Genomic DNA, 25,536 nt, shown 5'->3' on the forward strand with positions numbered 1-25,536 from the left:
CCCTCAAAAAAAAAAACCCCCCCCCCAGATGTACTAGGTGGTCTCGTGGGCTCGGAGATGGGGATAAGAGACAGGCTGATGGCCCTAGGCCCCCCAGAGCCGCTCCTGCGCCGACGATACAAGGGCTTTCGATGAACACGCTACCCAACTGGCTCGAACTCCACCGTGGCAACGCGCCACTGATCGTCAGCTTCCCGCACACCGGCACCGAACTGCCGGCCAGCGAGGCCGAAGGCTTCGCCTCACCCTGGCTGGCGCGACGCGATGCCGACTGGTGGGTGCATCACCTGTACGAATTCGCCCGCGACCTCGGCGCCACCACGATCCGTACCGCGATCTCGCGCTCGGTAATCGACGTCAACCGCGATCCCAGCGGCGTCTCGCTCTATCCGGGCCAGAACACCACCGGCCTGTGCCCGCTGGTCACCTTCGACGACCAGCCGCTGTACAAGCCCGACGCGGAACCGGACGCAGCGGCCATCGCGCATCGACGCGACACCTGGTTCACGCCTTACCACGACACCCTCGCCGCCGAGATCGCACGGCTGCGCGAGCGACACTCCAGCATCGTGGTCTACGACGCGCATTCGATCCGCTCGCACATCCCGCACCTGTTCGATGGTGAACTGCCGCAGTTCAACATCGGCAGCAATGCCGACACCAGCTGCGCCAACGCACTGACTGACGAGGTCGAACGCATCTGTCGCGCCAGCGGCCTGGCCACCGTGCGCAATGGTCGCTTCAAGGGTGGCTGGATCACTCGCCACCACGCCAACCCGACCCATGGCGTGCACTCGATCCAGATGGAACTGGCCTGCCGTGGCTACATCGACGAGCCGGCCATGCCCACGCCCGACAACTGGCCCACGCCGTGGAATCCGCAGCGCGCCGCGCCACTACGCGACGTGCTGCAGCAAGTACTCAGCGCCTGCCTCGCCTTTGCGAACCGCTGAACTCGTTCGAACCCTCGCAAAACCCGCGGCTGCCTGCGCGGACTTTTGAATCCAAGGACTTTCCCATGACCCGCCGCGACCCGTCCCGCATCATCCATGCCCCCACCGGCACCACGCTCAACGCCAAGAGCTGGCTGACTGAAGCGCCCCTGCGCATGCTCCAGAACAATCTCGATCCGGACGTCGCCGAGCGCCCGGAGGAACTGGTGGTCTATGGCGGTATCGGCCGTGCCGCGCGCGATTGGGAATCCTTCGACAAGATCATCGAAACGCTCAAGCGCCTGGACGACGACCAGACCCTGCTGGTGCAGTCGGGCAAGCCGGTCGGCGTGTTCCGCACCCATGCCGATGCGCCGCGCGTGCTGATCGCCAACTCCAACCTGGTGCCGCGCTGGGCCACCTGGGACCACTTCAACGAGCTGGATAAGAAGGGTCTGGCGATGTACGGTCAGATGACCGCCGGTAGTTGGATCTACATCGGCGCGCAAGGCATCGTGCAAGGCACCTACGAAACCTTCGTCGAAATGGGACGGCAGCACTATGGCGGCGATCTGTCCGGGCGCTGGCTGTTCACCGGCGGCCTCGGCGGCATGGGCGGCGCGCAGCCGCTGGCGGCAGTGATGGCCGGCGCCTCGTGCCTGGCGGTGGAATGCCGCAAGTCCAGCATCGACATGCGCCTGCGCACCGGCTATCTCGACACCTGGACCGACTCGCTGGACGAAGCACTGCGCCTGATCGACGAATCGTGCAAGGCCAGGAAGCCGCTGTCGGTCGGGCTGCTCGGCAACGTCGCCGACGTGCTCACCGAACTGCTCGCACGCGGAGTCAAGCCGGATCTGTTGACCGACCAGACTTCCGCCCATGACCCGGTCAACGGCTACCTGCCGCAGGGCTGGACCGTCGAACAATGGGACGAGAAGCGCGTCAGTGCGCCGAAGGACGTGGAGAAGGCCGCACGCGTGTCGATGGCCCACCATATCCGCGCCATGCTCGGCTTCCACGCCCTCGGTGTCCCGACCGTGGACTACGGCAACAACCTGCGCCAGATGGCGCTGGAAGAAGGCGTCGCCAACGCCTTCGACTTCCCCGGCTTCGTGCCTGCCTACATCCGCCCGCTGTTCTGCCGTGGTGTCGGCCCATTCCGTTGGGCTGCGCTTTCGGGCGACCCGGACGACATCGCCAAGACCGACGCCAAGGTCAAGGAGCTGATCCCGGACAACCCGCACCTGCATCGCTGGCTGGACATGGCTGCCGAGAAGATCAAGTTCCAGGGTCTGCCGGCGCGCATCTGCTGGGTCGGCCTGGGCGATCGCGACCGCCTCGGGCTGGCCTTCAACGAAATGGTGCGCACCGGTGAACTGAAGGCACCGGTGGTGATCGGCCGCGACCACCTCGACAGTGGCAGCGTTGCCTCGCCGAACCGCGAGACCGAAGCCATGCGCGACGGCTCCGACGCCGTTTCCGATTGGCCGCTGCTCAACGCCCTGCTCAATACCGCCAGCGGCGCGACCTGGGTCTCGCTGCACCACGGCGGCGGCGTCGGCATGGGCTTCTCGCAACACGCCGGCATGGTCATCGTCTGCGATGGCACCGAAGCCGCCGACAAGCGCATCGCCCGCGTGCTGTGGAACGACCCGGCCACCGGCGTGATGCGTCACGCCGATGCCGGTTACGAGATCGCGATCGACTGCGCGAAGGAAAAGGGATTGGATCTGCCGGGCATCCTTGCCTGACATCACCTCGACCGGCGTCACAGATCTGCCGCACCGGCCCCAAGGCCGGTGCGATGCCCGATACTGGGCGCGGGTTTCCGATACGACGCCATGAGCCTTCTCGTCTACATCATCGCTATCGCCGTCGCCGTGATCTGGGCGATCACCGCTACGCTCTTCGCCCTGTCCCGGAGCCGCCGGCTGCGCCAGGCCGACCTGGTGCAGATCGAGGCCCAGGCCACGATCGACCGCTATCGCGCGGCCCTGTCGCAACTGAACGCCAAGGCCAAGGCGACATCCGAAGAACTTGGGGCGCTGCAGCGCGTCCATCTCGAACTGCAGCGCGCCGTCGAAGCACGGGAGCAGGCCCAGGAACAGGCCGAAGAACAAGCTCGACGCGCCGAGCAGGATCGACCGTCCCCCGCGATCGCACTCGAACGCCTGGACCTGGCCGTGGAAATCGGCGTCCTGCTCGAACACGTAGCGCGCGTGGCCCGGGCGCTCCGCCCGTACAGCGCCCACAGCCGCGGCCATCTCGGCCCGGAACCGGCCAGGGCCCGCTACGACGTGCACTGGCTGTCCGATTGCCTGCATGGCTTCGACCAGCTCGGCCAGGCCCTCGAAAGAGGCAGCCTCGGCGCACTGAACACCGCCTGCGCCGACCTGCTGTCGATGTACGAGACCTACCTGAAGGACAGCTCCGGCTACAACAGCCGCGACACCTTCCAGCGACTGGCCAAACAAGTGCCGATGACCCAGGCGATCGATGCGATCCGCTCGATCGCCACGAAGGCGCGCCACGCGACCCTCCAGCGACACAGCGATGACACGCTGAGCGAAATCGAGCGCGAGCTGCAGGGCACGCGCTGATGCCGGCTGCGTCGCCATCTGCATGCTTCCAGCGCACAATGGAAACATCGCTGACTCGGTGATTGCCCCAGGACCAGAGGTCATCTTGCGCACTGTCCACGCCACCCGCTACGTCACGCCATTGCGCGAAGGCGGCTCGTTGCCGGCCATCGTCGAAGCCGACGATGACGGCCTCTATGTCATGAAATTTCGTGGCGCCGGCCAAGGCCCCAAAGCGCTGGTCGCCGAACTGATCTCCGGCGAACTGGCGCGCACGCTCGGCCTGCCGATGCCCGAGATCGTATTCGTCGAACTCGACGCCGAATTCGCGCGCACCGAGCCGGATCCGGAAATCCAGGATCTGATCCGCGCCAGCGAAGGCCTCAACCTCGCGCTCGACTATCTGCCGGGTGCCATCAACTACGACCCGGCGGCAATGCGCCCGGATGCCGCGCTTGCCTCACGCATCGTCTGGTTCGATGCGCTCGTCAGCAACGTCGATCGCACCACGCGCAATACCAATCTGATGGTCTGGCACAACCGCCTGCACCTGATCGATCACGGCGCGTCGCTGTATTTCCACCACGACTGGGCCAATGCCGCCCAAGCAGCCGCCAAGCCGTTCGCGCTGATCCGCGATCACGTGCTGCTGCCATTCGCCAACGACATCGCCGCGGCCGACGAGGAACTGGCCTCGAAGCTGGATGAGTCGGTAATCGAGCGCATCGTTGCGCAGGTCCCCGACAGCTGGTTGTTGCCCGATCCGGAATTTGCCGACGTCCAGGCCCAGCGTCGCGCCTATGCCGACCACCTCAAGCAGCGCCTGGCACAGCGCCAGGTCTTCGTCCAGGAGGCCATCCGTGCCCACGCCGCACACCTATGACTACGCGATCATCCGCGTGGTACCGCGGGTGGAACGCGAGGAGTTCATCAACGTCGGGGTGATCATTTCCTGCCCCAGCGCACGCAGTCTGGAAGCACGCATCGAGCTGGACGAAGCGCGCCTGCATGCGCTCGCACCGAGCCTGGACATCGATGCATTGCAGCCGTACCTGAAAGCCATCGAGGCCATCTGCCGCGGCGATGCCGATGCCGGCCCCATCGCCGCGCTGCCGCCGCGTTCGCGCTTCCACTGGTTGACCGCCAAGCGCAGCTCCATCGTGCAGATCTCACCGGCGCACGTCGGCCGCACCCTGCACCCGGAGCGGATCGTCGAGCATCTGATGGAACGGATGGTGCGCGTGCCGCGTTAGACGGTTCCAACCTGCCGCTTCTGCCGTCCTTCCCGCTTCCACGGGAAGGACGAGATACGCAACGTCCTACTGCCCTGGCGGCTTGCCCGTGGGCGCCACCGTTACGGGGGCACGGATCACCGGAATCGGAGAAATGCCTGCCGCCGGCGCAGGAACGCGCGTGAGCTGGATCTGATCGCGCACGACCGTGCCTTGCGGGGTCTCCGCAGTGATGCTGATGTCATTGACTCCGGGGACCAGAGGAACGCCGCTCCACTGCGCAACATGATCGATGACCGGCGCCTCCCCGAACACGCGTCCATTGAGGCTCAGCGCAATCTTCGCAAGATTGCTGACCGCGGAAATATCCACCTTGTCCTCGTAACGCACCGCCATGCGCCGATCCAGCAGGTGCAGCATCGGCTCGGCGCTCCAGTTGGCCTGGTACCAGAAATAGGCATCCTTGCGCACGCTGCGGTCGTAGCTGATCAAGCCCTTGTCGTTGATGCCGGGCCGATCGCCTTCATGACGACCGTCTGAGGCCACATCGAAGGCCACCCACACAAACGCACCGGCCAGATTGCGGTGATCGCGAATATCGCGCCAGTTCTGCATGTGGTAGCGGGTCTGTGCCTGCTCAGGATGCCAGGCACTCTGCGGAATGTTCCGCTCCGGCGGCGGGATCTGCTGGTGCAACGGGCTGCCGCCGGCGCCATATTCGCCCACCATGAAGGAGCGCTCGGGAAAGGCCGATCGATAACGCTCGATCCATGCGCCCATGGTGTCGGTCTGTTCCGGGTACCAGCCGAAGTAGCGATTGAATCCGATCACGTCGGTGATGTTCGCCTTCGCATCGTCATCGCCCTGGCAGCAGTGCGCATAGGCAGTCGGGCGAGACGGATCGAGCTGGTGGGCCAGATCGTTCATATGGCGGAGAAACACTGGCACATCCGGCGTTGTCGCGTACACCTCGTTGCCGATGCCCCAAAGCACCACTGAAGGATGATTGAAGTTCTGCCACACCAGCTCCCTGAGCTGATCGGATGCATTGGCCAGGAAGTGGCTGCCCCCCTGGATCACACCGTTGATCGGTATCTCGGTCCAGAGCGCAATGCCCTTCTGGTCCGCAAGGTCGTAGACCTTCTGCGGATGCTGGAAATGCACCAGGCGCAGCGCGGTGAGCCCCAACTCGCCGACCGTCCGCATGTCGGCTGCCACGTCGTCATCGGTCACGGCGGTACCGTGACCAGGACGCTGCGGATGGAAAAGATTCACACCATGCAGCGGATATGGCTGCTCGTTGAGCATGAATCCAAGCTTCGGATCAAAGCGGATCGTGCGCAGCCCCAGCGGCACGCTTACCGAATCGCCGGAACTGATAGCGGCAGTCACCTGATACAGGTAGGGATCCTGCTTGCCGCGCCACCGATGCGGCCGTGCCAGCGTCAGCGGCAGAGCGAAGCTGCCTGTGGCGTGAGCACCGACACTGACCGGCTGGGTGGCGTTGGCCACGACGACACCATCGGCATCCTTGATCATGACCTTCAAATTCACGCGCCGATTGGAATCGTCATCGTTACGCAACCCGACACGAACGGAAAGCGACGCCTCCGTATCGGAAAGCGAGCGCGTGGAGGCATACACACCCGGGCCGCCGTAGTCGCCCAGGTCGATATGCACCAGCGGAACTTCCACGATCGAGACAGGGCGATAAAGCCCGCCAAACACCGTGAAATCACCGTCCAACGGCGCGATCGGCAATGCCCCGCTGTTGTCGGTCCGAACCGCAATGACGTTCATCCCGGCTTTCAATCGGGAGGTGATGTCGAAGCGGAACCGGGCGAAGCCACCTTCATGTCGCCCAACGTGGCTTCCATTGACCCACACGTCCGCTGCCAGCGCCGCGCCATCGAACTCCAGCCACAACCGCCGGTCCTTGGGCAGTGAAGGCACCAGCAGATCGCGCCGATGCCACCCCGCTCCGCGGTAATAGCTGCCACCGTCTTCGCCGTCCGCACCGTTGTAGGTGTGCGGCAAGGTGACACCCGCCCAGCTCCCATCGTCGAAATCTTCCCGGGCCGCATCCGCCGGATCGCCCTGCATGAAGCGCCATCCGGAATTCATGGCGACTATCGATCGAGAGGAAGCGACATCGGCAGCTCTCGACGATGCGCTCTCGACACCAGCGCTGGCGAAGGGAGCCTGCATCACTCCGAACAAGAAAGCCACGATCAGCGCTGCCCCATGGAGGCTCGCAAAATCCCGCAACCTGCCCAGGCAACACCGACTTCTCACCGCTTTCGCCTGCATGACGCCTCTCTCCTGGTCACTTCAGCCATCGCCGAACCATGGAACACATGAAGGGCCCCGATGAAGGCCAGCATGGATGATCCTGCCATGTGCCAGCAAATACGAGACGCTTCGCCACTCCGTCAGCCAGGCGGTGGCGCGAACGTGTTTTCTTGAACAAGCAGCCATGACGGTCGAGCCGGAACTCTCGAGATGGACGCGACCTGCGCAGCATCTGGCCGATCCAGCCTGGACAATATCGATCGCCCACCTACATGCAGCACGTACTCGAAATTCTGCTGCATGTTGCCGTAGCTGCCCGTCTTCCTGGCGCCGTAGTTGGCTCCCACGGTAAGGGTATGGCGGCCTCTCGGCAGTGGCTTGAGCATGATCCAGTAGCCGTCGGCAGCGGCCAGCCTTGAACTGTCGTCGTCAGGATCCATGTGGAAGCAGTCCTCGGTAGCGACGCGATGCGCACGGATATCGCTCAGTGGCATGCCGTCGAGCAGCACCACAGCGCTGACCAGATTGTCGTTGTTGACCGCGACTTTCTTGCGCAGCTCCTTGCATGGCGCCTTTCGGCTACCCGCAGCAGAGAACATGTTGATGATGGGTACCAGTAGATACTTGCCCTCCGGTACCGTGCACTCGCGCTGGGGCCTGAAGCGCCCATTGGTGCCGGCCAGGAACCATACCGGACCATGCTGATCCACGTCGCAAACACGGCCGTCCGGATCCAGGTAAGGCGGAATAGGTTGAGACAACGCCCAACGCCACCAATCGGCCGTCCATTCGCCCATCGCGACGCCATTCACCGGATCGCTGGCGAGCAACGCCGCGGCGTCACTGGTTTGCGGCGGTACGTCCGCTGCCCGCCCGACGGGCAGCGCCAAGCACAGTGCCAGGCACAGACCGGTACCCCATGCTTTGATCGTGTTGCGCATCCGTTCTCCCCTGCATCGCTTCACCCGACCGGCTCACCTCGCGATGGGGCGAACGCACTCAGGTAGTCCCTAGGTCGCGGGACATTACCATGCCGGAAAACGAGGACAAGCCGATCCCTCGAATCGGCTCACAGATTGTCACCACACCTCCGGATGCCCACCGGAAAGCGCCCATGCTAGATTCGTTCCCCCCTCGCTCGCCCACGCCCGTGCACCAGATCGACTGCACCGAACAACGCCACGCCGATGCGATCCTGGCGATCTTCAACGACGCCATCGTCAATTCCACCGCGCTGTACGACTACGTGCCGCGACCGCGCAGCGCGATGACAGCGTGGTTCGCCGACAAGCAGGCCCATGGGCATCCGGTGATCGGACTGGAGGACGATGCCGGCGAGTTGCTCGGCTTCGCCAGCTACGGGCCGTTCCGCCCGCGTCCGGCCAACAAGTACACGATGGAGCACTCGGTCTACGTCGCCCCTGCGCATCGTGGCAAGGGTCTGGGCCGGACGCTGTTGGAGCTGATCGTCGCCGAGGCCGAACGCCGCGAGATCCACACGCTGATCGGTGGCATCGATCTCGGCAATGCCGCGAGCATCGCCTTGCACGAGTCGCTGGGCTTCGAGCGCGCCGGGGTGATCCGCCATGCCGGCTTCAAGTTCGGCCGCTGGCTGGACCTGGTGTTCTATCAGCGCCTGCTGAGTGGGCCGGCCCATCCGGTCGACGGTTGAGATTGCCGAGCCGCTTGCGGTAGCCCGGGAATGCCGAGCCAACCCGCTTGATCCTCACACTGTTACATCTCCGAAGAACGTCTCCCGCCTTCACGGCGGGATCCGCGCCCGGCTTCCCGCGGAATTACCAGAGCTTCTTCGTCAGCTCTTCCGCGCCCTTGCGGATGCCGGCCTTGGCCGCATCCAGCGAACCCAGGCTGGCCTTGAAGTTCATCGCATTGGGGTACTGCTTTTCCACGTACGCGGCGAGCAGTTCGTTGGTGTTCGTATCGAAGATCTCGACCGAGTAGCTGACCGAACCGATGAACGCGCCTTCACGACCACGTGCGGCCTGCACGGCGTTGTACGGGCCACCGGCCAGATCCACCTTCATCACCGTGCCGATCACCTTCTTGCTCGGCTTGGCGCCGGTCAAGGTCAGGCGCACCCGCAGCGTCTCCGGACCCGGGGCCGGCGAGAACCAGTAGCGGCGCGACAGCTCGCCACGGAACTGCTCGGACATGTAGTCGGCCAGCATCCGCTTGTCGTCGTCGGAAACCTTCTCGAACTGGCTGTCAGGGCCCCTGTAGATCCCCACCGGATCGAGCATGACCCGCGAATAGCGCTTCCAGTCGACGTTCGGCGCCTGGTACGCGTACGGCACGCGATCTCCGCGACTGTCGTCGTTGGGGCGCATGTAGCGCGAGGAATCGATACCGGAATAAGGCACCGGCCGGGTGCTGGCACAACCGCCGGCAAACAAGACCACACTTGCGACCATCAAGGTGGCCGCGCTTTTGCGCAGATACATGGGACTCTCCAAGGAAGGATTGATTCGAAAAAGAAAACGCAGACCACGCCCGCGCCGAAACGCGCGCGCCTAGGCCATGGCCCACAACACGAAAACGGGGGCAACGATCAACAGCAGCGTGCCGACTCCCAGCGCGATCACCACGCCGCTGGTGAGGCGTCTGAACGCGCTGCGCGCTCGCTGCCCGCTACGGATGTCCGGAAGCTCGGACCAGATATCCCGGTTGCTGACGACCGGCGGCCGCCAGGTCTGCTGGGGCCGTACTCGCTGATAATCCATGACAACCTCCTGCAGGGGACCGATTCCCGGGCGTTCCGGCGGCGTGTGATGCCACGGGAAACCCAAGCTATGCGGCGCATCCTAGGAGGCGGTTCTTAGCAATTGATTAGGGGCTCCTTCACCCAGCCCCGACCGCGCCGATCAATTGTCGATCAGTTCAGAATCGGCGGGAAACAGCACGCGCACGCGGAACCCCACGCCGCCCATGTCGGTACCGGTTTCGATCCTGGCGTCGTGAAGACGGGCAATACCCGCCACCAACGCAAGGCCGATACCGCTGCCGCGCGCTTCGCTGCCGGCCAGTCGATAAAAGCGCTTGAAGATCGCGTCACGCTCTTCGGGCGGCACGCCCGGGCCATCGTCACCCACCTCGATGAACGGATGGATGTCGCGACCACGGCAGTCGTAACCGCAGCGCACCTCGACCAGGCCGTTCTCGCGACCATGGCGGATCGCGTTATCGACCAGATTGCGGATCAAGGTACCGATGGCATCCAGATCGCACTCCACTCGACATGGCGCACCTCTCAAGCGCAGCTGCACGCCCTTGGCCTCCGCGACGACGCTGAACTCGCCGATCACGTGGCGCGCCAGTTCATTGATCTCCACCCGTCCGTAGCCTTCGGGATTCAGGCCCGCGTCCAGCCGCGCGTGATCCAGCAACTGCTCGGCCAAGCGGTTGCTGCGACGCGAGACTTCAAGCAATCGGGTCAGTGCCAGATCCTTCTCTTCCATCGTCTTCGCGCCGCGCGCGACTTCCGCGTAGGCATGCAACGCCGACAGCGGCGTGCGCAGTTCATGCGCCGCATCGGCGATGAACTGTCGTTCGCCCTGCACCGCTTTATCGACCCTGACCAACAACGCATTGAACGAGACGATCAACGGCCTCACCTCGTCGGGCACCCGTTCCACCGGGAGCGGCGTGGCGTCGAACGCCTTGCGCCTGGCGATGTCGGAAGACAGGCCACGCAACGATTGCAACGAAACCCGCACCGCGCCCCACATCAACATGCCGACCAGCAGCAGTTGCGCCGTGTTGAGTACCAGCGCGATCAAGCCACTCTGGAAACTGACCAGGCCGCGCTCGGATTCTGCGCCTGCGGATATCTTGGCCGGGAGCAGGCGCAGCAGCACATCGCTCACGCCCTGCATCTGCTGATCCAGGAAGTTCTCGTGGTTGTGGGTCAGGCTGCTCACGATCAGCCAGATGGTCACGGCCCAGACCACGACCAGGATCCCGCCAAACGGGATCATCATCCGCCACTGCAACGATTTCACGACGGCACGCCTCCAACCATGTAGCCATGCCCATGCACGGTGGTGATCACGCCCTCGCCCAGCTTGCGGCGCAACTGGTGCACGAACACGGCGATCGAATTGCTGCCCACGTCCGAGCGGCCGCCATAGAGAAGTTCCTCGAGGTAATCGCGCGTCACGATCCTCCCGCTTCGCTCCATCAGCGCCAGCAGCAGTCGATATTCGTGCGCACTCAGTGGCACCCATTCGCCATCGCGGGTCACTCTTCGGCTGGCTGGATCCAGCGCGACGTCGCCATGCTTGAGTACCGACACCACCCGGCCCTCGCTGCGTCGCGTCACCGCCCGTACCCGTGCCATCAGTTCGTCGAACTGGAACGGCTTGACCAGATAATCGTCGGCTCCGGCATCCAGCCCGCGAATGCGCTCGCTGAGCTGGCCACGCGCGGTCAGCACGATCACCGGGGTGACGTCGTAACGCTCGCGCATGAAGCGGATCACCGCCAGTCCCGACTCGCCCGGCAGGCCGATATCCAGCAACACGGCCGAATACGCATGATCGACCAGCGCGGCCTTGGCTGCCCCGGCACTGCCGACGTGGTCTATCTCCCAATCATGCTGCCGCATCCCATCGCAGATGGCCTGCGCGAGCATTGCGTCGTCTTCCACCAGAAGCAGGTGCACGTCTTCTCCAATCTCCAGGACCTGGGCCCGCGTGGCGCGGCTGCGCGAGCCTGAGGCCACGATATTAGGAACTGATGAGGCGGCGTGAAAATCACCCGCCCGCGGCTCCGATTACACCCGCTCAGCGTTCAGGCAATGCATAGGCGATGACATAGTCGCCCGGCCGGGTCTCCATGAAGTGGTGGCCTGCGGCGACGATCACCAGATACTCGCGACCGCCGATCTCATAGATCATCGGCGTGGCCTGCCCGCCCGCCGGCAACTCGTCGGTCCACACCACCTTGCCGGTCTTCAGGTCGATGGCATGGATCAGGTCATCGGTGGCCGCGGCAATGAACACAAGCCCGCTTGCGGTGATCACCGGGCCGCCATTGTTGGGCGTACCGATATCGATCGGCAGGCCCGAGCGGATCCCGAACGGACCGTTGTTGCGGGCCTGGCCGAACGGACGGTCCCACAGCGTCCTGCCGGTCTGCAGATCGATCGCGCGGATACCGCCATACGGCGGCTGCTTGCACAGCAGCTTGGTGAACGGCAATCGCCAGCCAGCGTTGACGTTGATCGCGTACGGCGTGCCCTCCTGCGGATCGCCCGCACCCTCGGGAGACCCCTTGTCATTACGCGTCTCATCACGCGGCAACCACCCCAGCCTGTCGGCCTTCGCACGTGGGACCAGGATGTTGTAGTTCGGCATGTCGTTGTAGTTGGCGACGATCACGCCCCGGGTCGGATCCACCGCGACACTGCCCCAATCCGAGCCGCCGTTGTAGCCGGGATACTGGATCGAATGGCGATCGACCTCGGGAGGCGTATAGAAGCCCTCGTAGCTCGCCTTGCGGAACTGGATCCGGCAGACCAGTTGGTCGATCGGGGTGATGCCCCACATGTCGCGCTCGCTCAGATCGGGCTTGCGCAGGGTGTGGTACAGCGAGAACCGCTGGGTGGGCGAGCGTCGATCCGGTTCCACCCCGCCACCCGGTACCTTGCGGTCTTCCGCCGCGGTCAGCAGCGCGCCGGTACGCCGGTCCAGGATATAGAGGTCGCCCTGCTTGCTCGGCAGCAGCACCGCCGGGACGATGCCACTGGCGGTCGGGTAATCGATCAGGCTCGCCTGCGAGCCCAGGTCGTAGTCCCACACATCGTTGCGCACCGTCTGGAAGTGCCAGGCCGGCTTGCCTGTACTCACATCCAGCGCCACCAGCGAGGTCGCGTAGCGGTCCTCGATCGGTGTGCGCAGTCCGCTCCAGTAGTCCGCCGTCGAGTTGCCCATCGGCAGGTACACCAGGCCCAGCGCGTTGTCGCCGGTCGGCGTGGTCCACATGTTCGGGGTGCCACGCGCATAGGTATCGCCCTCCGGTGGCAATCCGCTGCGATCGGGATTGAGCATGTCCCAGGCCCAGCGCAGCTTGCCGGTGATCACGTCGTAGCCCTGGATCACGCCGGATGGCTCATAACGACGCTGACCGTCCAGCACCTGATGCCCGGTGACGATCACGCCACGCACGATCGCCGGCGGCGAGGTGATCGATACATACCCCGGCGGGGTGTCGCCCATGCCGACGGTGATGTCGACCTGGCCGTTGTTGCCGAAATCCCGGCACGGTTTACCCGTCTGCGCATCGACCGCGATCAGGCGTCCGTCCAGGGTTCCCTCGATGATGCGTTCGTCGCAGGACGGGCCAGCGGGGCTATCGAGCGTCGCCGCGTCAGCAGCAGCGGCCGCCCCAGCGGCATCTATGATTTCAGGGCCGCGTGGCATTTCGTAGTACGCCACGCCACGGCAGGCGGCGGTGTATGGGATCGAGCTGTCCGCGACCTTCGGATCGAAGCGCCAGCGCAGTTCGCCGGTACGTGCGTCGAGCGCGATCAGCTGATTGCGCGCGGTGCACAGGTAGAGGCTGTCGCCAATCTTCAGCGGCGTGGTCTCGGCCCCCCAGCGCTTGTCCGGCAGATCGCCGGTGCGGAACTCCCACGCGCGTCGCAGCCGCGAAACGTTGTCCAGCGTGATCTCCGTCAACGGCGAGAAGCGCTGCGCCGCATTGCTGCGCCCATAGGCTGCCCAGTCACCGTTGGCCGGATTGTCCGATGGCTGCGCGAAGCCGGTGTCCGCAATCGAGGACTGCAGGCTTGTCCGTGGCGCCGGAAACTCGCCCGTCAGCGGCGTCACCCCATGCGGCACGAACGCCAACGCAAAGGCCACCACGAAGATCAGCGCCAGCACACCCGCGAACAGGCCCGAGACGCTACGCGATACCGGCCGCTCCAGCTTGGGCAACAGCAAGGCCAACAGCAGCGCCAGTACGGTGACCAGACCCAGGCGCGGCACCCAACGCCAGTAATTACCCCCCGACTCCCACCACGTCCATGCCAAGGTGCCGACGAACACCAGCGCGAACCACCAGGCGCCCGCATTGCGCCCCCGCGCCAGCTGCACGCCGGCCAGCAACATGCCGATCCCCGCCAACAGGTAGTACCAGGAGCCGTCCAGCGTGACCAGCCAGGCCCCTCCGAACAGCAGCACCAGCCCCAGCAGGCCGATCACCAGTCCCAGCAGAACCAGCGCCCAGTGCCCGGTACGACGGCGATGAAAACGAAGGGTCATCTCTCTCCTCCTGAAGGCAATGCACCGGAGAGCTGCCACCGGCACCGCGGCGGAGCGTCGCAGGCATGCCGTGAACGTTCTGCGTTCTTTGCCGACATCCCCTTGGCGCTGCGCCGTCGCGACCATGCCCATGGTAGGAGCGGCTTCAGCCGCGAGAGGCTTTCCCGCGAAGGCCCATCGCGGCTGAAGCCGCTCCTGCAAGGGCCATGCAGTCAACAGCGACCTGGATGCATTCGATGCATAACACACAAAGAAAAACGCCGGCTTGCGCCGGCGTCTTCCGTTCACTGCCTCAGGCACCCCACACTCACTCCTGCGAGGGTGCGGCTTCCTCGGCGATGACAGCGCCTTCCTCGACAACCTCATCGACTTCGCCCAGCGAGGCATCCAGGCGCTCCACTGCCTGCAGCTTCTCGCCCTTGCCGAGCCGGATCAGGGTGACGCCCTGGGTATTGCGGCCCACACGCGAGATTTCCGCGCCACGGGTCCGCACCAGGGTGCCGCCATCGGAGATCAGCAGCACTTCGTCGCTGGTCCCCAGCAGCACCGCGGCGACCAGCTTGCCGTTGCGCTCGGTGGTCTGGATGCCGATCACACCCTGGGTGCCACGCCCCTTGCGCGGGTAGTCGGCCAGCGCGGTGCGCTTGCCGTAGCCGTTCTCGGTGGCGGTCAGGATGTAGGCCACGTTGCCGTTCTCGCCTTCGGCCTCAACCACGACCTCGGCACTGCCCGTATCGACAGTGTCATCGACCTCGTCACCTTCGTCCTCGGCACCGCCGGCGGACTCGGCCACGATCAGGCTCACCACTTCCTCGCCCTTGGCCAGGCGAATACCGCGCACGCCGGTAGCGGTACGGCCCATCGAGCGCACCGTCTCCTCGCCGAAGCGCACGGTCTTGCCGTTGGAAGCGAACAGCAGCACGTCACGCCCGCCATCGGTCAGGCCTACGCCAACCAGCGCATCGCCGTCATCGAGGTTGATCGCGATCTTGCCGCGCGCCAGACGGAACGCGAACTCGCTGAGCGGGGTCTTCTTGACCGTGCCGTTGCGGGTGGCGAAGAACACGAACTGGCCTTCGGCGTACTCGCGTACCGGCAGCACCGCCTGCACCTTCTCGTTCGGCTCCAGCGGGATCCAGTTGATGATCGGACGGCCGCGCGCGTTCGATCCGGCCTCCGGCAACTGGTGCACCGGCAGCCAGAACACCTTGCCGCTGCTGGTGAAGGTCAGCAGCGTGTCGTGGGTGTTGACCAGCCACAGCTGCTCGATGAAATCCTCTTCCTTGGTCGCGGCCGCACTGCGGCCACGGCCGCCGCGCTTCTGCGCGCGGTACGCCGACACCGGCTGGCGCTTGGCGTAGCCGGCGTGCGAGAGCGTGACCACCACGTCTTCCGGCGCGATCAGGTCGAGGATGTCCAGATCCTCCTCGCTGTGGCGGATCTCGGTACGACGTGCATCGCCGTACTCCTCGCGCACGTTGATCAGCTCGTCGCGGATCACCTGCAGCAGCACATCCGGGTTTTCCAGGATGCGGATCAGCCCGGCGATCGCTTCCAGCAGTTGCTTGTATTCCTCGGTAAGCCTGTCCTGCTCCAGACCGGTCAGGCGGTGCAGGCGCATGTCCAGGATCTGCTGCGCCTGGACCTCGGTCAGCTGGTAGAAGCCGTTGAGCAGGCCCACACCCTTCGGCAGGTCTTCCGGCTTGGACGCCTCGGCGCCGGCGGCGCCGAGCAGCGCACCGACCAGACCCGGCTGCCAGGTCTTGGCCAGCATGCGTTCCTTGGCCTCCTGCGGGTTGGCCGAGGTCTTGATCAGCTCGATCATCTCGTCGATGTTGGCGAGCGCGACCGTCAGGCCTTCCAGCACGTGGGCGCGGGCACGCGCCTTGCGCAGCTCGAAGATGGTGCGACGGGTCACCACCTCGCGACGGTGGCGCACGAACGCCTCCAGCATCTGCTTCAGGTTCAGCAGCTGCGGACGGCCATCGACCAGCGCGACCATGTTGATGCCGAACACCGACTCCATCTGGGTCTGCTGGTACAGGTTGTTCAGCACGACCTCGGCCGATTCGCCGCGCTTGATCTCGATGTAGATGCGCATGCCGTCCTTGTCGGACTCATCGCGCAGCTCACTGATGCCCTCGATCTTCTTTTCCTTGACCAGCTCGGCGATCTTCTCGATCAGACGCGCCTTGTTGACCTGGTACGGAATCTCGCTGACCGCGATCGCCTCGCGGCCGTTGTCGGCCACCTCGATCTCGGCCTTGGCGCGGATGCGCACGCGACCACGGCCGGTGCGATAGCCGGCGACGATGCCGGCGGTGCCGTTGATGATGCCGGCGGTCGGGAAATCCGGGCCCGGGATGTATTCCATCAGCCCGTCGACATCCAGCTCCGGGTTGTCGATCAGCGCGATGCAGGCGTTGATCGACTCGGTCAGGTTGTGCGGCGGGATGTTGGTGGCCATGCCCACGGCAATACCGGCCGAACCGTTGACCAGCAGGCTCGGGAACCGGGTCGGCATGACCGTCGGTTCCAGCTCCTTTTCATCGTAATTAGGCTGGAAATCGACGGTTTCCTTGTCGATGTCGGCCATCATCTCGTGGGCCAGACGCGACATGCGCGACTCGGTGTAACGCATCGCCGCGGCGGAGTCGCCGTCGACCGAACCGAAGTTACCCTGGCCGTCGACCATCATGTAGCGCAGCGAGAACGGCTGCGCCATGCGCACCAGCGTGTCGTACACCGACTGGTCGCCGTGCGGGTGGTACTTACCGATGACGTCGCCGACGATACGCGCCGACTTGAAGTAGGCCTTGTTGCTGTGCGCGCCCAGCTCGTGCATCGCGAACAGCACGCGGCGATGCACCGGTTTGAGGCCATCGCGGGCATCAGGGAGTGCGCGTCCCACGATCACGCTCATCGCGTAATCGAGGTAGCTCTTGCGCATCTCGTCTTCCAGGTTGACCTGGATGATTTCCTTGGCGGTTTCTGCCATTCGGGTTCCGTAGTCTGGTTTTGCGGCGGCTCGGGAAAACCCTGCGCCACAAGGCGCCAAGGCGTTCTATCCGCCGGTCGATTCAAGCGGTCGATTCTACCATGACGCCCCCGTCGATGCGGGCTTTTGCCAGCCAGAAACAAGCACTTGCGGCGCTTTCACCCTCCCCCGCGGGGACAAGTGCCTGTCTCGCTCGGCATCCCTGCCCACGGCCGCGACACGGACGCTTCCCGGCATGCGTCCAGGTGGCGTACATGTCGTGCTTTGGAACCTCACGGGGAAAGCACTTCCAGGTTGCCGAAGCTCATTCAGCGATGCCTGTCGCGCTTGCCGGGAAGGCAGCCTATGCGCCGCCACTGATACCAGCAAAAGCGCCCTCATCCGGCGCTTTGTGCCACCTTCTCCCGCACTTGCGGGAGAAGCGAGCGGCCCGATTCTCAGTACGCCTGGATACGGCGCCACATGGCAACAAGGGCCGGGGTCGATTGACGCTCGATTCGGCTCAGCTGAACGCAGCGCGCATCGCCGCCGTATCCGGCCGCTCGATCACCCCGCGCTCGGTCACGATCGCGTCGATCAGCTCGCCGGGGGTCACGTCGAACACCGGATTCCAGGCGTTGATGCCCTCGGCCACCGTGCGCACACCGCCTACCCCGAACAGCTCGCCCGGATCACGCTGCTCGATCTCGATCAGATCGCCATGGGCGGTCTGCATGTCCACCGTCGAGGACGGCGCAACCACCATGAACTTGACGCCGTGGTGGCGCGCGGCGATCGCGAGCTGGTAGGTACCGATCTTGTTGGCGGTATCGCCGTTGGCGCAGATCCGGTCGGCGCCGACGATCACCCACTGCACCGCCCCGGTCTTCATCAGGTGTGCGGCGGCCGAGTCGGCGATCAGGGTGGCGTCGATGCCGTCCTGCTGCAGCTCCCACACGGTCAGCCGCGCGCCCTGCAACCATGGCCGGGTCTCGTCGGCGAACACGCGGGCGATGCGCTCCTGCGCCATGCCGGCACGGATCACGCCGAGTGCGGTGCCGAATCCGGCGGTCGCCAGCGAACCGGTATTGCAGTGGGTCAGCACGCCGCTGCCGGGCGCGATCAGGCCGGCACCGAGGATGCCCATGCGGCGATTGGCGGCCAGATCCTCTTCGGCGATCGCCTGCGCCTCGCTGGCGGCCAGCTCCCGCCAGTCCGCGCCCGCCCCCTGCAGCACGCGACGCATCCGCGCCAGTGCCCAGGCCAGGTTGACCGCGGTCGGGCGCGCGGCGTTGAGCCGCTGCAACGCCGGTTCGAGCTTCTGCAGCGCCTCGGCACCATCGTCGGCCTCGATCGTACCGGTGGCCAGCACCACGCCCCAGGCCGCGGCGATACCGATCGCCGGCGCGCCGCGCACGGTGAGCGCATGGATCGCCTGCGCGACCTCGTCGCTGGTGCGGCACTGCACCTGCTCGACCACGAACGGCAGCTTGCGCTGGTCGAGCAGTTCGAGGGCGTCGCCGGTCCAGAGGATCGGGCGGATATGGTCGTAGCGGGCGTAATCGATGGCGTGTTCGGTCGTCATCCGCCCATTGTACGGCGCGGGCTGCATGTGGAGAGGCGGCCATGTGGGAAGGACTTCAGTCCCGACGGAGCTTTCCCGGGAAAGCTCCGTCGGGACTGAAGTCCCTCCCACAAGAGCCCACCATCAGTAGGGACCGAAGCTAGTTGACGATGAACTCCGCGCGGCAGCCGCCGTCGACCCAGATCCCGTCGCGGCTCCAGCCCCAGTTCCTGTCCTGCTCGCAGGGCGTGCCCGAAATCTGCCGGCTCAGCCGGGCACCGTGCTCGATCGTGACCCCGCACAGGCGGCGCATGCGGTTCTTGGACTCGCAGGTCACCATGCGCGGCACATCGACGAAACCGGAGCCGTCCTCGGCGCCGATCTCGAACTCGGCATCGCAACCGCGCGACACCCAGATCTCGTTGCGACGCGTGCCCCAGGTACGACCTTCCTTGCACGGCCAGGACGACAGTTGCCGCAGCAGCCGCACCGGCGCGCCACGCAATATGACCGGGCAACTTTCCTGGCGACCGTTGGACTCGCAGCGCACCACGCGCCGGGTCAGCACACTGCTCTGCGGGCGTATGGAACGGAAGTCCGCGCGGCATCCCTGGGCAACCCAGATCCCGCTACCGTCCTCCTCCACATCCCATTCGCTGCTGCGGATGCAGGTTTTCTCGGAAAGCTGGCGCACCAGCTGGACGCCGCTGGAGGTGTCGATGGCGCAATGCTCGCGGCCCATGCCATGCGACTCGCAACGGACCTGCAATGGAAGGGCTCCCTCGCCGGTCTGTGCCTGCACCAGTTCCGGCATGCAAAGCACGCCGCAGAGAACCATGAACCACTTCATCCCACGAGCCCCCTGACAACATGAATGATCGGAAGTGCCCTTCCGTGTGGCTGCCGGATCAAAGCATCATCGCCGTGAAGAATGCAATACGGGCAACGATGCGCCATCGTTCAGGCTCGGGCGAAATCGAAGGTCAGCACGTCGGCAATGCGTGGAGTGCCACGCATCGCCATCAGCAACCGGTCCACGCCGACCGCGACGCCAGCACAATCCGGCAACTGCGGCAACGCACGTAACAATCGCTCGTCGATCGGCAGTTGCGGCAGGCCGCGCCGCGCACGCACCTGGTTGTCACGCTCGAAGCGCCGGCGCTGCTCGGCCGCATCGTTCAGCTCGTGATAGCCGTTGGCGACCTCGTACACGCCCAGGTACAGCTCGAAGCGTTCGGCCACCGGTGGATCGCCGGCGCGGATCTTCGCCAGCGCGCACTGGCTGGCTGGCCAGTCGTGCACGACGGTGAGGCGATCGACCGGGAAACCGGGTTGCAGGCGATGCGTCATCAGCAGGTCGAGCCAGTCGTCACGCACCAGTCCCCAGGGGTCGATCGCGACATCGCCGAGCGCGGCGCGCAATGCATCCTCGGATGCCGACAGCGGGTCGAGGCCGAGCGCGTCGAGGAACAGTTGGCGGTATGTGGTGACGTGGACGGAGGCGTCGCGCCCGACCAATGCCAACGCCTGCCGCACCAGCGCGACCGTCTCGTCAGCGAGCTGGCGGTGGTCCCAGCCGACCCGGTACCACTCCAGCATCGTGAACTCGGGATTGTGGCGGCCACCGGCCTCGCCGTTGCGGAACACCCGCCCGAGTTCGTAGCAATCACCGACGCCGGCCGCGAGCAGGCGCTTGAGCGGGTACTCCGGCGAGGTGCGCAGCCAGCGCAGTGGCGAGCCGGCATCGACATGACCGGTGAAACGGGCCGAGAAGCTCTCGATGTTCGGCTCGGTGTTGCCGGCCTCGGACATCACCGGGGTTTCCACCTCCAGCACGTCACGCCCGGCGAAGAACTCGCGGATCGTCACGTTCAGGCGCGCGCGCAGGCGCAGCGCTTCGATGTCCACGCGCTCGCCGCTCACGCGCCGGCCTCGTGCTCGGCCAGGAACGCGAGCAGGCGTGCCTCGTCCCAGATGTCCACGCCGAGCGCCTGCGCCTTGTCGAGCTTGGAGCCGGCCTCTTCGCCGGCGACCACGAACGCGGTCTTCTTCGACACGCTGCCGGCGACCTTGGCGCCGAGCGCTTCCAGACGTTCGCGGGCGGCATCACGGGTCAACGCGGTCAGCGTGCCGGTCAGCACCACGGTCTGGCCATCGAGTGGACCGGCCTGGACCTCGGCCGCTTCCGGCAGCAGCCCGAGCAGGCGCGTGCGCATCGCATCGGCGGCGGCGAACAGGCTCGCATTGGCCGGCTGCTCCAACCAGCTTGCAAGCGACTGCGCCGCTTCGGCCGGCAGTCCGGCGGTCACGTAGTTGTGCGCGTCCTCGTCGAGGATGCGCAGCGCCGAGTCGAACGCGCTCGCCAGTTGATCGGCACGCAGTCTGGTGATCCTGGGGATTTCCAGATCGACCAGCAGCGTCGCCAGTGCCAGTTCGCCGCGCAGCTTGGGCGATGGCGAATGCGCGTCACCGATGCGCACGCCGCGCGCCAGCAGGTCGTCGATCGCCTGCTGGTTGCCGGGTTGATCGAGGAAATGGCCGAGCGCACGCGCGACTTCACCGCCGATATCCGGCACGCGCTTGAACAGCGGCCACGGCATGTGCCGGATCAGTTCCAGCTCGCCGAACCACAGCGCCAGCGCCTTGGCGGTGCTCTCGCCGACGTGCTCGATGCCGAGCGCGAACAGGAAGCGCTCCAGCGTGGTGTCGCGCGAGTGGTCGATCGCCTCGATCAGGTTCTCGGCCCACTTGGTGGCGATCTTCTTGCGGTTCCAGTCGAACGTCGGCAGACCGGCGCGCAGCAAATCGCTCTGCCAAGTGGCCGGGGCTTCGGCATCGCCATCAGGCACCACGCCAACAGCAACCAGCGTCTTTTCCAATTGCGCGTAGGCACCCGTGGCCAGATGCTCGCGCGCCTCGCGCAGGAATGCCTGCGGCGTCTCGGACCCCGTCACCAGCTTCAATTGCAGCAGTTGGTCGAGCGTGAGCTGGTACAGGTCGGCCACGCCCTGCACCACGCCGGCATCGACCAGCACTTCGATGAACTTCTCGCCCAGGCCATCCACATCCATCGCGCGGCGCGAGACGAAGTGGCGGATCGCCTCCTTGCGCTGCGCCGGACAGGTCAGCTCGCCGGAGCAGCGCCATACCGCCGCGCCCTCCTCGCGCACGATCTCGGAGCCGCATACCGGGCAGGCGGTCGGCATCTGCCACAGCTCGGTGCCATCCGGGCGATGCTCGACCACCACGCTGACCACCTCGGGGATCACATCGCCGGCACGACGCACGATCACCGTGTCGCCCACGCGCACATCCAGCCGCTCGATCTGATCGGCGTTGTGCAGCGTGGCATTGGTGACGATCACACCCGCGACCTGCACCGGCGCCAGCCGCGCCACCGGCGTCGCCGCGCCGGTACGACCGATCTGGATCTCGATCGCCTCGACCGTGGTGGTCTGCTCCTGTGCCGGGAACTTGTGCGCGATCGCCCAGCGCGGCGCGCGCGAGACAAAGCCCATCTCGCGCTGCCCGGCCAGGTCATCGAGCTTGTAGACCACGCCGTCGATGTCGAACGCCAGCCCGTCGCGGGCCGCCCCGATGCGGCGGTAGTAATCCAGCAGGCCCTCGCTGCCGGTCACCACCTCGGCCAGCGCGCTGACCGGGAAACCCCACTCGCGCAGTTGCGCCAGGATCGCCGAGTGCGTGGCCGGCAACTCGCCGCCCTGCACCTCGCCCACACCGTAGGCATAGAAACTCAGCGGCCGCTGCGCGGTGATCCTCGAATCCAGCTGACGCAGCGAGCCAGCCGCGCCGTTGCGCGGGTTCGCCAGCACCTTGCCACCTTGCAGACGCGCCTGCTCGTTGTACTTCTCAAAGTCCGCGCGCGGCATGTAGACCTCGCCTCGCACTTCCAGAATGCGGGGGAATGAGTGATCGGGACCCGGGGCAAGCGGCGACGCTTTCGCTTTTGCCTCCCCCCGGTCCCCGGTCCCCGGTCCCCGGTCCCGCAGCCGCAGCGGAATCGCCCGCACCGTGCGCAGGTTGGCGGTGACGTCCTCGCCGGTGGCGCCGTCGCCACGGGTCGCGCCCTGTACGAATTCGCCGTTCTCATAGCGCAAGCTGATCGCCAGCCCATCCAGCTTGGGTTCGGCCGAGAACGCCGGCCGCTCCACGTCGAGCCGCTCGACGATGCGCCGCACGAACTCCTCGACCTCCTCGTCGCTGAAGGCATTGCCCAGCGACAGCATCGGGATCGCATGGGCGATCTCGGCAAACTTCGAGCCCGCGGCATGGCCGACGCGCTGGGTCGGCGAATCGGGGCTCGCCAGGGCCGGGTGCGCGGCTTCCAGCTCGTCGAGTTCGCGCAGCATCCGGTCGTACTCGACGTCCGGAATCGGCGACTCGTCGAGCACGTGGTAACGGTAGTTGGCGTCCTCGATGCGGCGGCGCAATTCGGCGACGCGCTGGGCGGGATCCGGGGTGGCGGTCATGTACTCGGACCTTGCTCTGGGCCGCAGATTCTATCGGGCCAGGCGCGAGGGTGACATGTAGCCAGCCGTCCCGAGATCCGTAGGAGCGGCTTTAGCCGCGAGGAGCTTCACCGGTAAAGCCTCTCGCGGCTAAAGCCGCTCCTACCGACACGAGGGCAGATTAAGATCGCGTAAACCTTCAAGGAGCTTTCCGTGTCCCAGCCCGTCTCGCGTCGCTCGTTCCTGCACCTGGCTTCCTCGGCCCTGGCCGTATCCACCCTCGGCATCGGCGAGGCTGCCGCCCGCAAGACCAAGGCGCCGCCAGCGTCGCCCGGCGTCGCCCCCGCGACCGGCACGGTCTATCTGAACTTCAACGAGTGTCCGCTCGGCCCCTCGCCCGAGGCGCAGGAAGCGGCGGCGCGGATCATCCCGCGTTCCGGGCGCTATCTGTTCGAAATGACGCAGGAGCTGACCGACCAGATATCCGGGATCGAGCAGTTGCCGGGCAACCACATCGCGCTGTACCCGGGTTCCAGCGAGCCGCTCAACCGCTGCGCCACGCTGTTCACCTCGACCAAGGGCGGACTGGTGGTGGCCGATCCGACCTTCGAGACGATCGGCGACGTCGCGGCGGCCAACGGCGCGCGCGTGCACCGCGTGCCGTTGCGTGCCGATGGCGCCCACGACGTGCGCGCGATGGCCAAGGCCGCACCTGATGCCGGCCTGATCTACCTGTGCAACCCCAACAACCCGACCGGTTCGATCACCCCGCGCGCCGACATCGAGTGGCTGCTGGCGAACAAGCCCGCCTCGGCGATCCTGCTGGTGGACGAGGCCTACATCCACTACAGCAACGAGCATTCGGTGGCGCCGCTGATCAGCGAACGCCAGGACCTGATCGTGCTGCGCACGTTCTCCAAGCTGTATGGCATGGCGGGACTGCGGCTCGGTGCGGCGCTGGCGGCGCCCGGCCTGCTCGACCGGCTGGCCAGGCCCGGCGAGAACCCGCTGTCGGTCACCGCCATGGCCGCCGGCATCGCCAGCCTGCGCGACCCGCAGCTGATCCCGCAACGCCGCGCCGAGAACGCCCGCATCCGCGAAGCCACCATCGCCTGGCTCAAGGACAAGGGCTACGCCTGCCTGCCCTCTCAGTCGAACTGCTTCATGGTCGACGTCAAACGCGACGGCAAAGCCTTCACCCAATCGATGCAGCAGCAAGGCGTGCTGGTCGGCCGCAGCTGGCCGGTATGGCCCAAGCGCGTACGCGTCACCGTCGGCACCGAGGCGGAGATGCTGCGCTTCCGCGAGGCGTTTCTGAAAGCGCGTCGATGAAGAGCAGGGATTCGGAATTAGGGATTAGGGATTGGTAGAAGCAAGAGCCAGTGCTCCGTGCTTTTTACGAATCCCCAATCCCCAATCCCATCGCCCCGCTACCAGCGGGGCGATTTCGTAAGCGGCGGCGCCTGATGCTGACGGTCATAGGCCCGCAAATCGTCACGGATATGCGCGACGCGCTGGCGACCGAGCGCGTTGCGGCTGTCGTCCAGCACCACGCCGTCGAGCAGTTCGGCCATGCGCTGCACGGTCGGCAGCATCTTCTCCCAGGCGTCCAGCGCGGTCATCGGCGCCGGCAACGTCAGGAAGAACGCGATCGCAGGCGTCTGCATCTCGCGGATGTTGGTCATGTCGAAGCTGCCCGGCTTGAGGATGCTCGCCATGCTGAAGATCGGGCCGCGCTCGGGATGTCCCTCGACCAGGCGGTGGAACACGTTCATGTGGCCGAACACCAGACCGGTCTTCTCGGCGGCCACCACGATGTCTTCGCCGCGTAGTACCTGCCCGGCCTTGGCCGCGACGAACAGCGAGACGATCTTGTCGAAATCCTGGCTCGGGCGCTTGCCCAGCTCGGAACCCTCCGGCTCGGTGACATCGCCGCCCAATCCAAGCTCGGGTTGCGAGACCGCCTCGCCGCTGTAGTCGCCGTCCACCGGCGGCTCTTCACCACCGAGCCCCGGCTCGCGCCGCTCGCGCGGGGCGGTGCCGTCGCCGGACTCCACACGACGCCCCTGCGGCGGCTTCTTCGGGCGGCCGAACAGGAAGATGGCAACGATCAGCAGCAGGCCGGCGGCCAGGATGCCGATCCGGATCATGGCCACGTCAGACATACGGTGTCTCCGGGTCGCGAATGGTCATTTTTGCAAGAAT

At 65.7% G+C, this 25,536-nt stretch carries 20 protein-coding genes; 7 read left to right on the top strand and 13 right to left on the bottom strand.

The window, feature by feature from the left end; translation table 11 throughout:
* The first annotated feature begins 131 nt into the window (after positions 1 to 131).
* The 5 genes from hutG (at position 132) to AC3WJE_RS05255 (ending at position 4,767) form a co-directional block, all read left to right on the top strand.
* On the top strand, positions 132 to 953 hold the full coding sequence (gene hutG, locus AC3WJE_RS05235; protein WP_493729722.1) for an N-formylglutamate deformylase: 822 nt from the start codon (positions 132 to 134) through the stop codon (positions 951 to 953).
* 65 nt (positions 954 to 1,018) lie between these two features.
* Positions 1,019 to 2,686 carry a urocanate hydratase gene (hutU, locus tag AC3WJE_RS05240; RefSeq protein WP_493729723.1) on the top strand — a complete coding sequence of 556 codons (1,668 nt, stop codon included), beginning with the start codon at positions 1,019 to 1,021 and terminating at the stop codon, positions 2,684 to 2,686.
* Between the two features lie 90 nt (positions 2,687 to 2,776).
* On the top strand, positions 2,777 to 3,535 hold the full coding sequence (locus AC3WJE_RS05245) for a hypothetical protein (protein ID WP_493729724.1): 759 nt from the start codon (positions 2,777 to 2,779) through the stop codon (positions 3,533 to 3,535).
* A gap of 85 nt (positions 3,536 to 3,620) precedes the next feature.
* Positions 3,621 to 4,397 carry a HipA family kinase gene (locus tag AC3WJE_RS05250; protein WP_493729725.1) on the top strand — a complete coding sequence of 259 codons (777 nt, stop codon included), beginning with the start codon at positions 3,621 to 3,623 and terminating at the stop codon, positions 4,395 to 4,397.
* Positions 4,375 to 4,767, top strand: a complete 393-nt coding sequence (locus AC3WJE_RS05255; RefSeq protein ID WP_493729726.1) for a DUF3037 domain-containing protein — start codon at positions 4,375 to 4,377, stop codon at positions 4,765 to 4,767. The genes AC3WJE_RS05250 and AC3WJE_RS05255 overlap by 23 nt, the downstream gene beginning before the upstream one ends.
* A 66-nt stretch (positions 4,768 to 4,833) precedes the next feature.
* On the opposite strand, the gene AC3WJE_RS05260 is transcribed toward AC3WJE_RS05255, so the two are convergent.
* Both AC3WJE_RS05260 and AC3WJE_RS05265 read right to left on the bottom strand, forming a co-directional pair.
* Positions 4,834 to 7,056, bottom strand: a complete 2,223-nt coding sequence (locus AC3WJE_RS05260) for a glycoside hydrolase family 2 protein (protein ID WP_493729727.1) — start codon at positions 7,054 to 7,056, stop codon at positions 4,834 to 4,836.
* Positions 7,057 to 7,178: 122 nt separating this feature from the next.
* On the bottom strand, positions 7,179 to 7,979 hold the full coding sequence (locus AC3WJE_RS05265; protein ID WP_493729728.1) for a hypothetical protein: 801 nt from the start codon (positions 7,977 to 7,979) through the stop codon (positions 7,179 to 7,181).
* A gap of 173 nt (positions 7,980 to 8,152) precedes the next feature.
* Between AC3WJE_RS05265 and AC3WJE_RS05270 the strand changes: the two genes are divergently transcribed.
* The gene (locus AC3WJE_RS05270; RefSeq protein ID WP_493729729.1) at positions 8,153 to 8,710 is read left to right on the top strand and encodes a GNAT family N-acetyltransferase; all 558 of its coding nucleotides are present in this window, start codon (positions 8,153 to 8,155) and stop codon (positions 8,708 to 8,710) included.
* 124 nt (positions 8,711 to 8,834) lie between these two features.
* On the opposite strand, the gene AC3WJE_RS05275 is transcribed toward AC3WJE_RS05270, so the two are convergent.
* The 10 genes from AC3WJE_RS05275 to ligA all read right to left on the bottom strand — a co-directional run bounded on the left by AC3WJE_RS05275 (position 8,835) and on the right by ligA (position 23,352).
* On the bottom strand, positions 8,835 to 9,500 hold the full coding sequence (locus AC3WJE_RS05275) for a DUF3313 domain-containing protein (protein WP_493729730.1): 666 nt from the start codon (positions 9,498 to 9,500) through the stop codon (positions 8,835 to 8,837).
* Positions 9,501 to 9,569: 69 nt separating this feature from the next.
* A complete protein-coding gene (locus tag AC3WJE_RS05280) occupies positions 9,570 to 9,779 on the bottom strand; it encodes a hypothetical protein (protein ID WP_493729731.1) in 210 nt (69 codons plus the stop codon).
* A gap of 141 nt (positions 9,780 to 9,920) precedes the next feature.
* On the bottom strand, positions 9,921 to 11,057 hold the full coding sequence (locus tag AC3WJE_RS05285) for a sensor histidine kinase (protein ID WP_493729732.1): 1,137 nt from the start codon (positions 11,055 to 11,057) through the stop codon (positions 9,921 to 9,923).
* Positions 11,054 to 11,719: a response regulator transcription factor gene (locus AC3WJE_RS05290; RefSeq protein WP_493729733.1), complete on the bottom strand. Its 666-nt coding sequence runs from the start codon at positions 11,717 to 11,719 to the stop codon at positions 11,054 to 11,056. Before AC3WJE_RS05290 ends, AC3WJE_RS05285 begins: the two co-directional genes overlap by 4 nt.
* 121 nt (positions 11,720 to 11,840) lie before the next feature.
* Entirely contained in the window at positions 11,841 to 14,321 is a 2,481-nt protein-coding gene (locus AC3WJE_RS05295; protein ID WP_493729734.1) for a membrane-bound PQQ-dependent dehydrogenase, glucose/quinate/shikimate family, read from the bottom strand.
* A gap of 307 nt (positions 14,322 to 14,628) precedes the next feature.
* Positions 14,629 to 17,319 carry a DNA gyrase subunit A gene (gene gyrA, locus AC3WJE_RS05300; protein WP_493729735.1) on the bottom strand — a complete coding sequence of 897 codons (2,691 nt, stop codon included), beginning with the start codon at positions 17,317 to 17,319 and terminating at the stop codon, positions 14,629 to 14,631.
* Positions 17,320 to 17,821: 502 nt separating this feature from the next.
* A complete protein-coding gene (gene mtnA, locus AC3WJE_RS05305) occupies positions 17,822 to 18,883 on the bottom strand; it encodes an S-methyl-5-thioribose-1-phosphate isomerase (RefSeq protein ID WP_493729736.1) in 1,062 nt (353 codons plus the stop codon).
* A 139-nt stretch (positions 18,884 to 19,022) separates the two neighbouring features.
* Entirely contained in the window at positions 19,023 to 19,712 is a 690-nt protein-coding gene (locus AC3WJE_RS05310) for a DUF3011 domain-containing protein (protein WP_493729737.1), read from the bottom strand.
* A 110-nt stretch (positions 19,713 to 19,822) separates the two neighbouring features.
* The gene (gene epmA / locus AC3WJE_RS05315) at positions 19,823 to 20,785 is read right to left on the bottom strand and encodes an EF-P lysine aminoacylase EpmA (protein ID WP_493729738.1); all 963 of its coding nucleotides are present in this window, start codon (positions 20,783 to 20,785) and stop codon (positions 19,823 to 19,825) included.
* Positions 20,782 to 23,352 carry an NAD-dependent DNA ligase LigA gene (ligA, locus tag AC3WJE_RS05320; protein WP_493729739.1) on the bottom strand — a complete coding sequence of 857 codons (2,571 nt, stop codon included), beginning with the start codon at positions 23,350 to 23,352 and terminating at the stop codon, positions 20,782 to 20,784. The genes epmA and ligA overlap by 4 nt, the downstream gene beginning before the upstream one ends.
* A gap of 192 nt (positions 23,353 to 23,544) precedes the next feature.
* Between ligA and AC3WJE_RS05325 the strand changes: the two genes are divergently transcribed.
* Positions 23,545 to 24,663 carry a pyridoxal phosphate-dependent aminotransferase gene (locus AC3WJE_RS05325; protein ID WP_493729740.1) on the top strand — a complete coding sequence of 373 codons (1,119 nt, stop codon included), beginning with the start codon at positions 23,545 to 23,547 and terminating at the stop codon, positions 24,661 to 24,663.
* 98 nt (positions 24,664 to 24,761) lie between these two features.
* On the opposite strand, the gene zipA is transcribed toward AC3WJE_RS05325, so the two are convergent.
* A complete protein-coding gene (gene zipA / locus AC3WJE_RS05330; protein WP_493729741.1) occupies positions 24,762 to 25,496 on the bottom strand; it encodes a cell division protein ZipA in 735 nt (244 codons plus the stop codon).
* Positions 25,497 to 25,536 lie beyond the last annotated feature (40 nt).

Source organism: Pseudomonas sp. GW821-FHT07E12 (assembly GCF_058986605.1).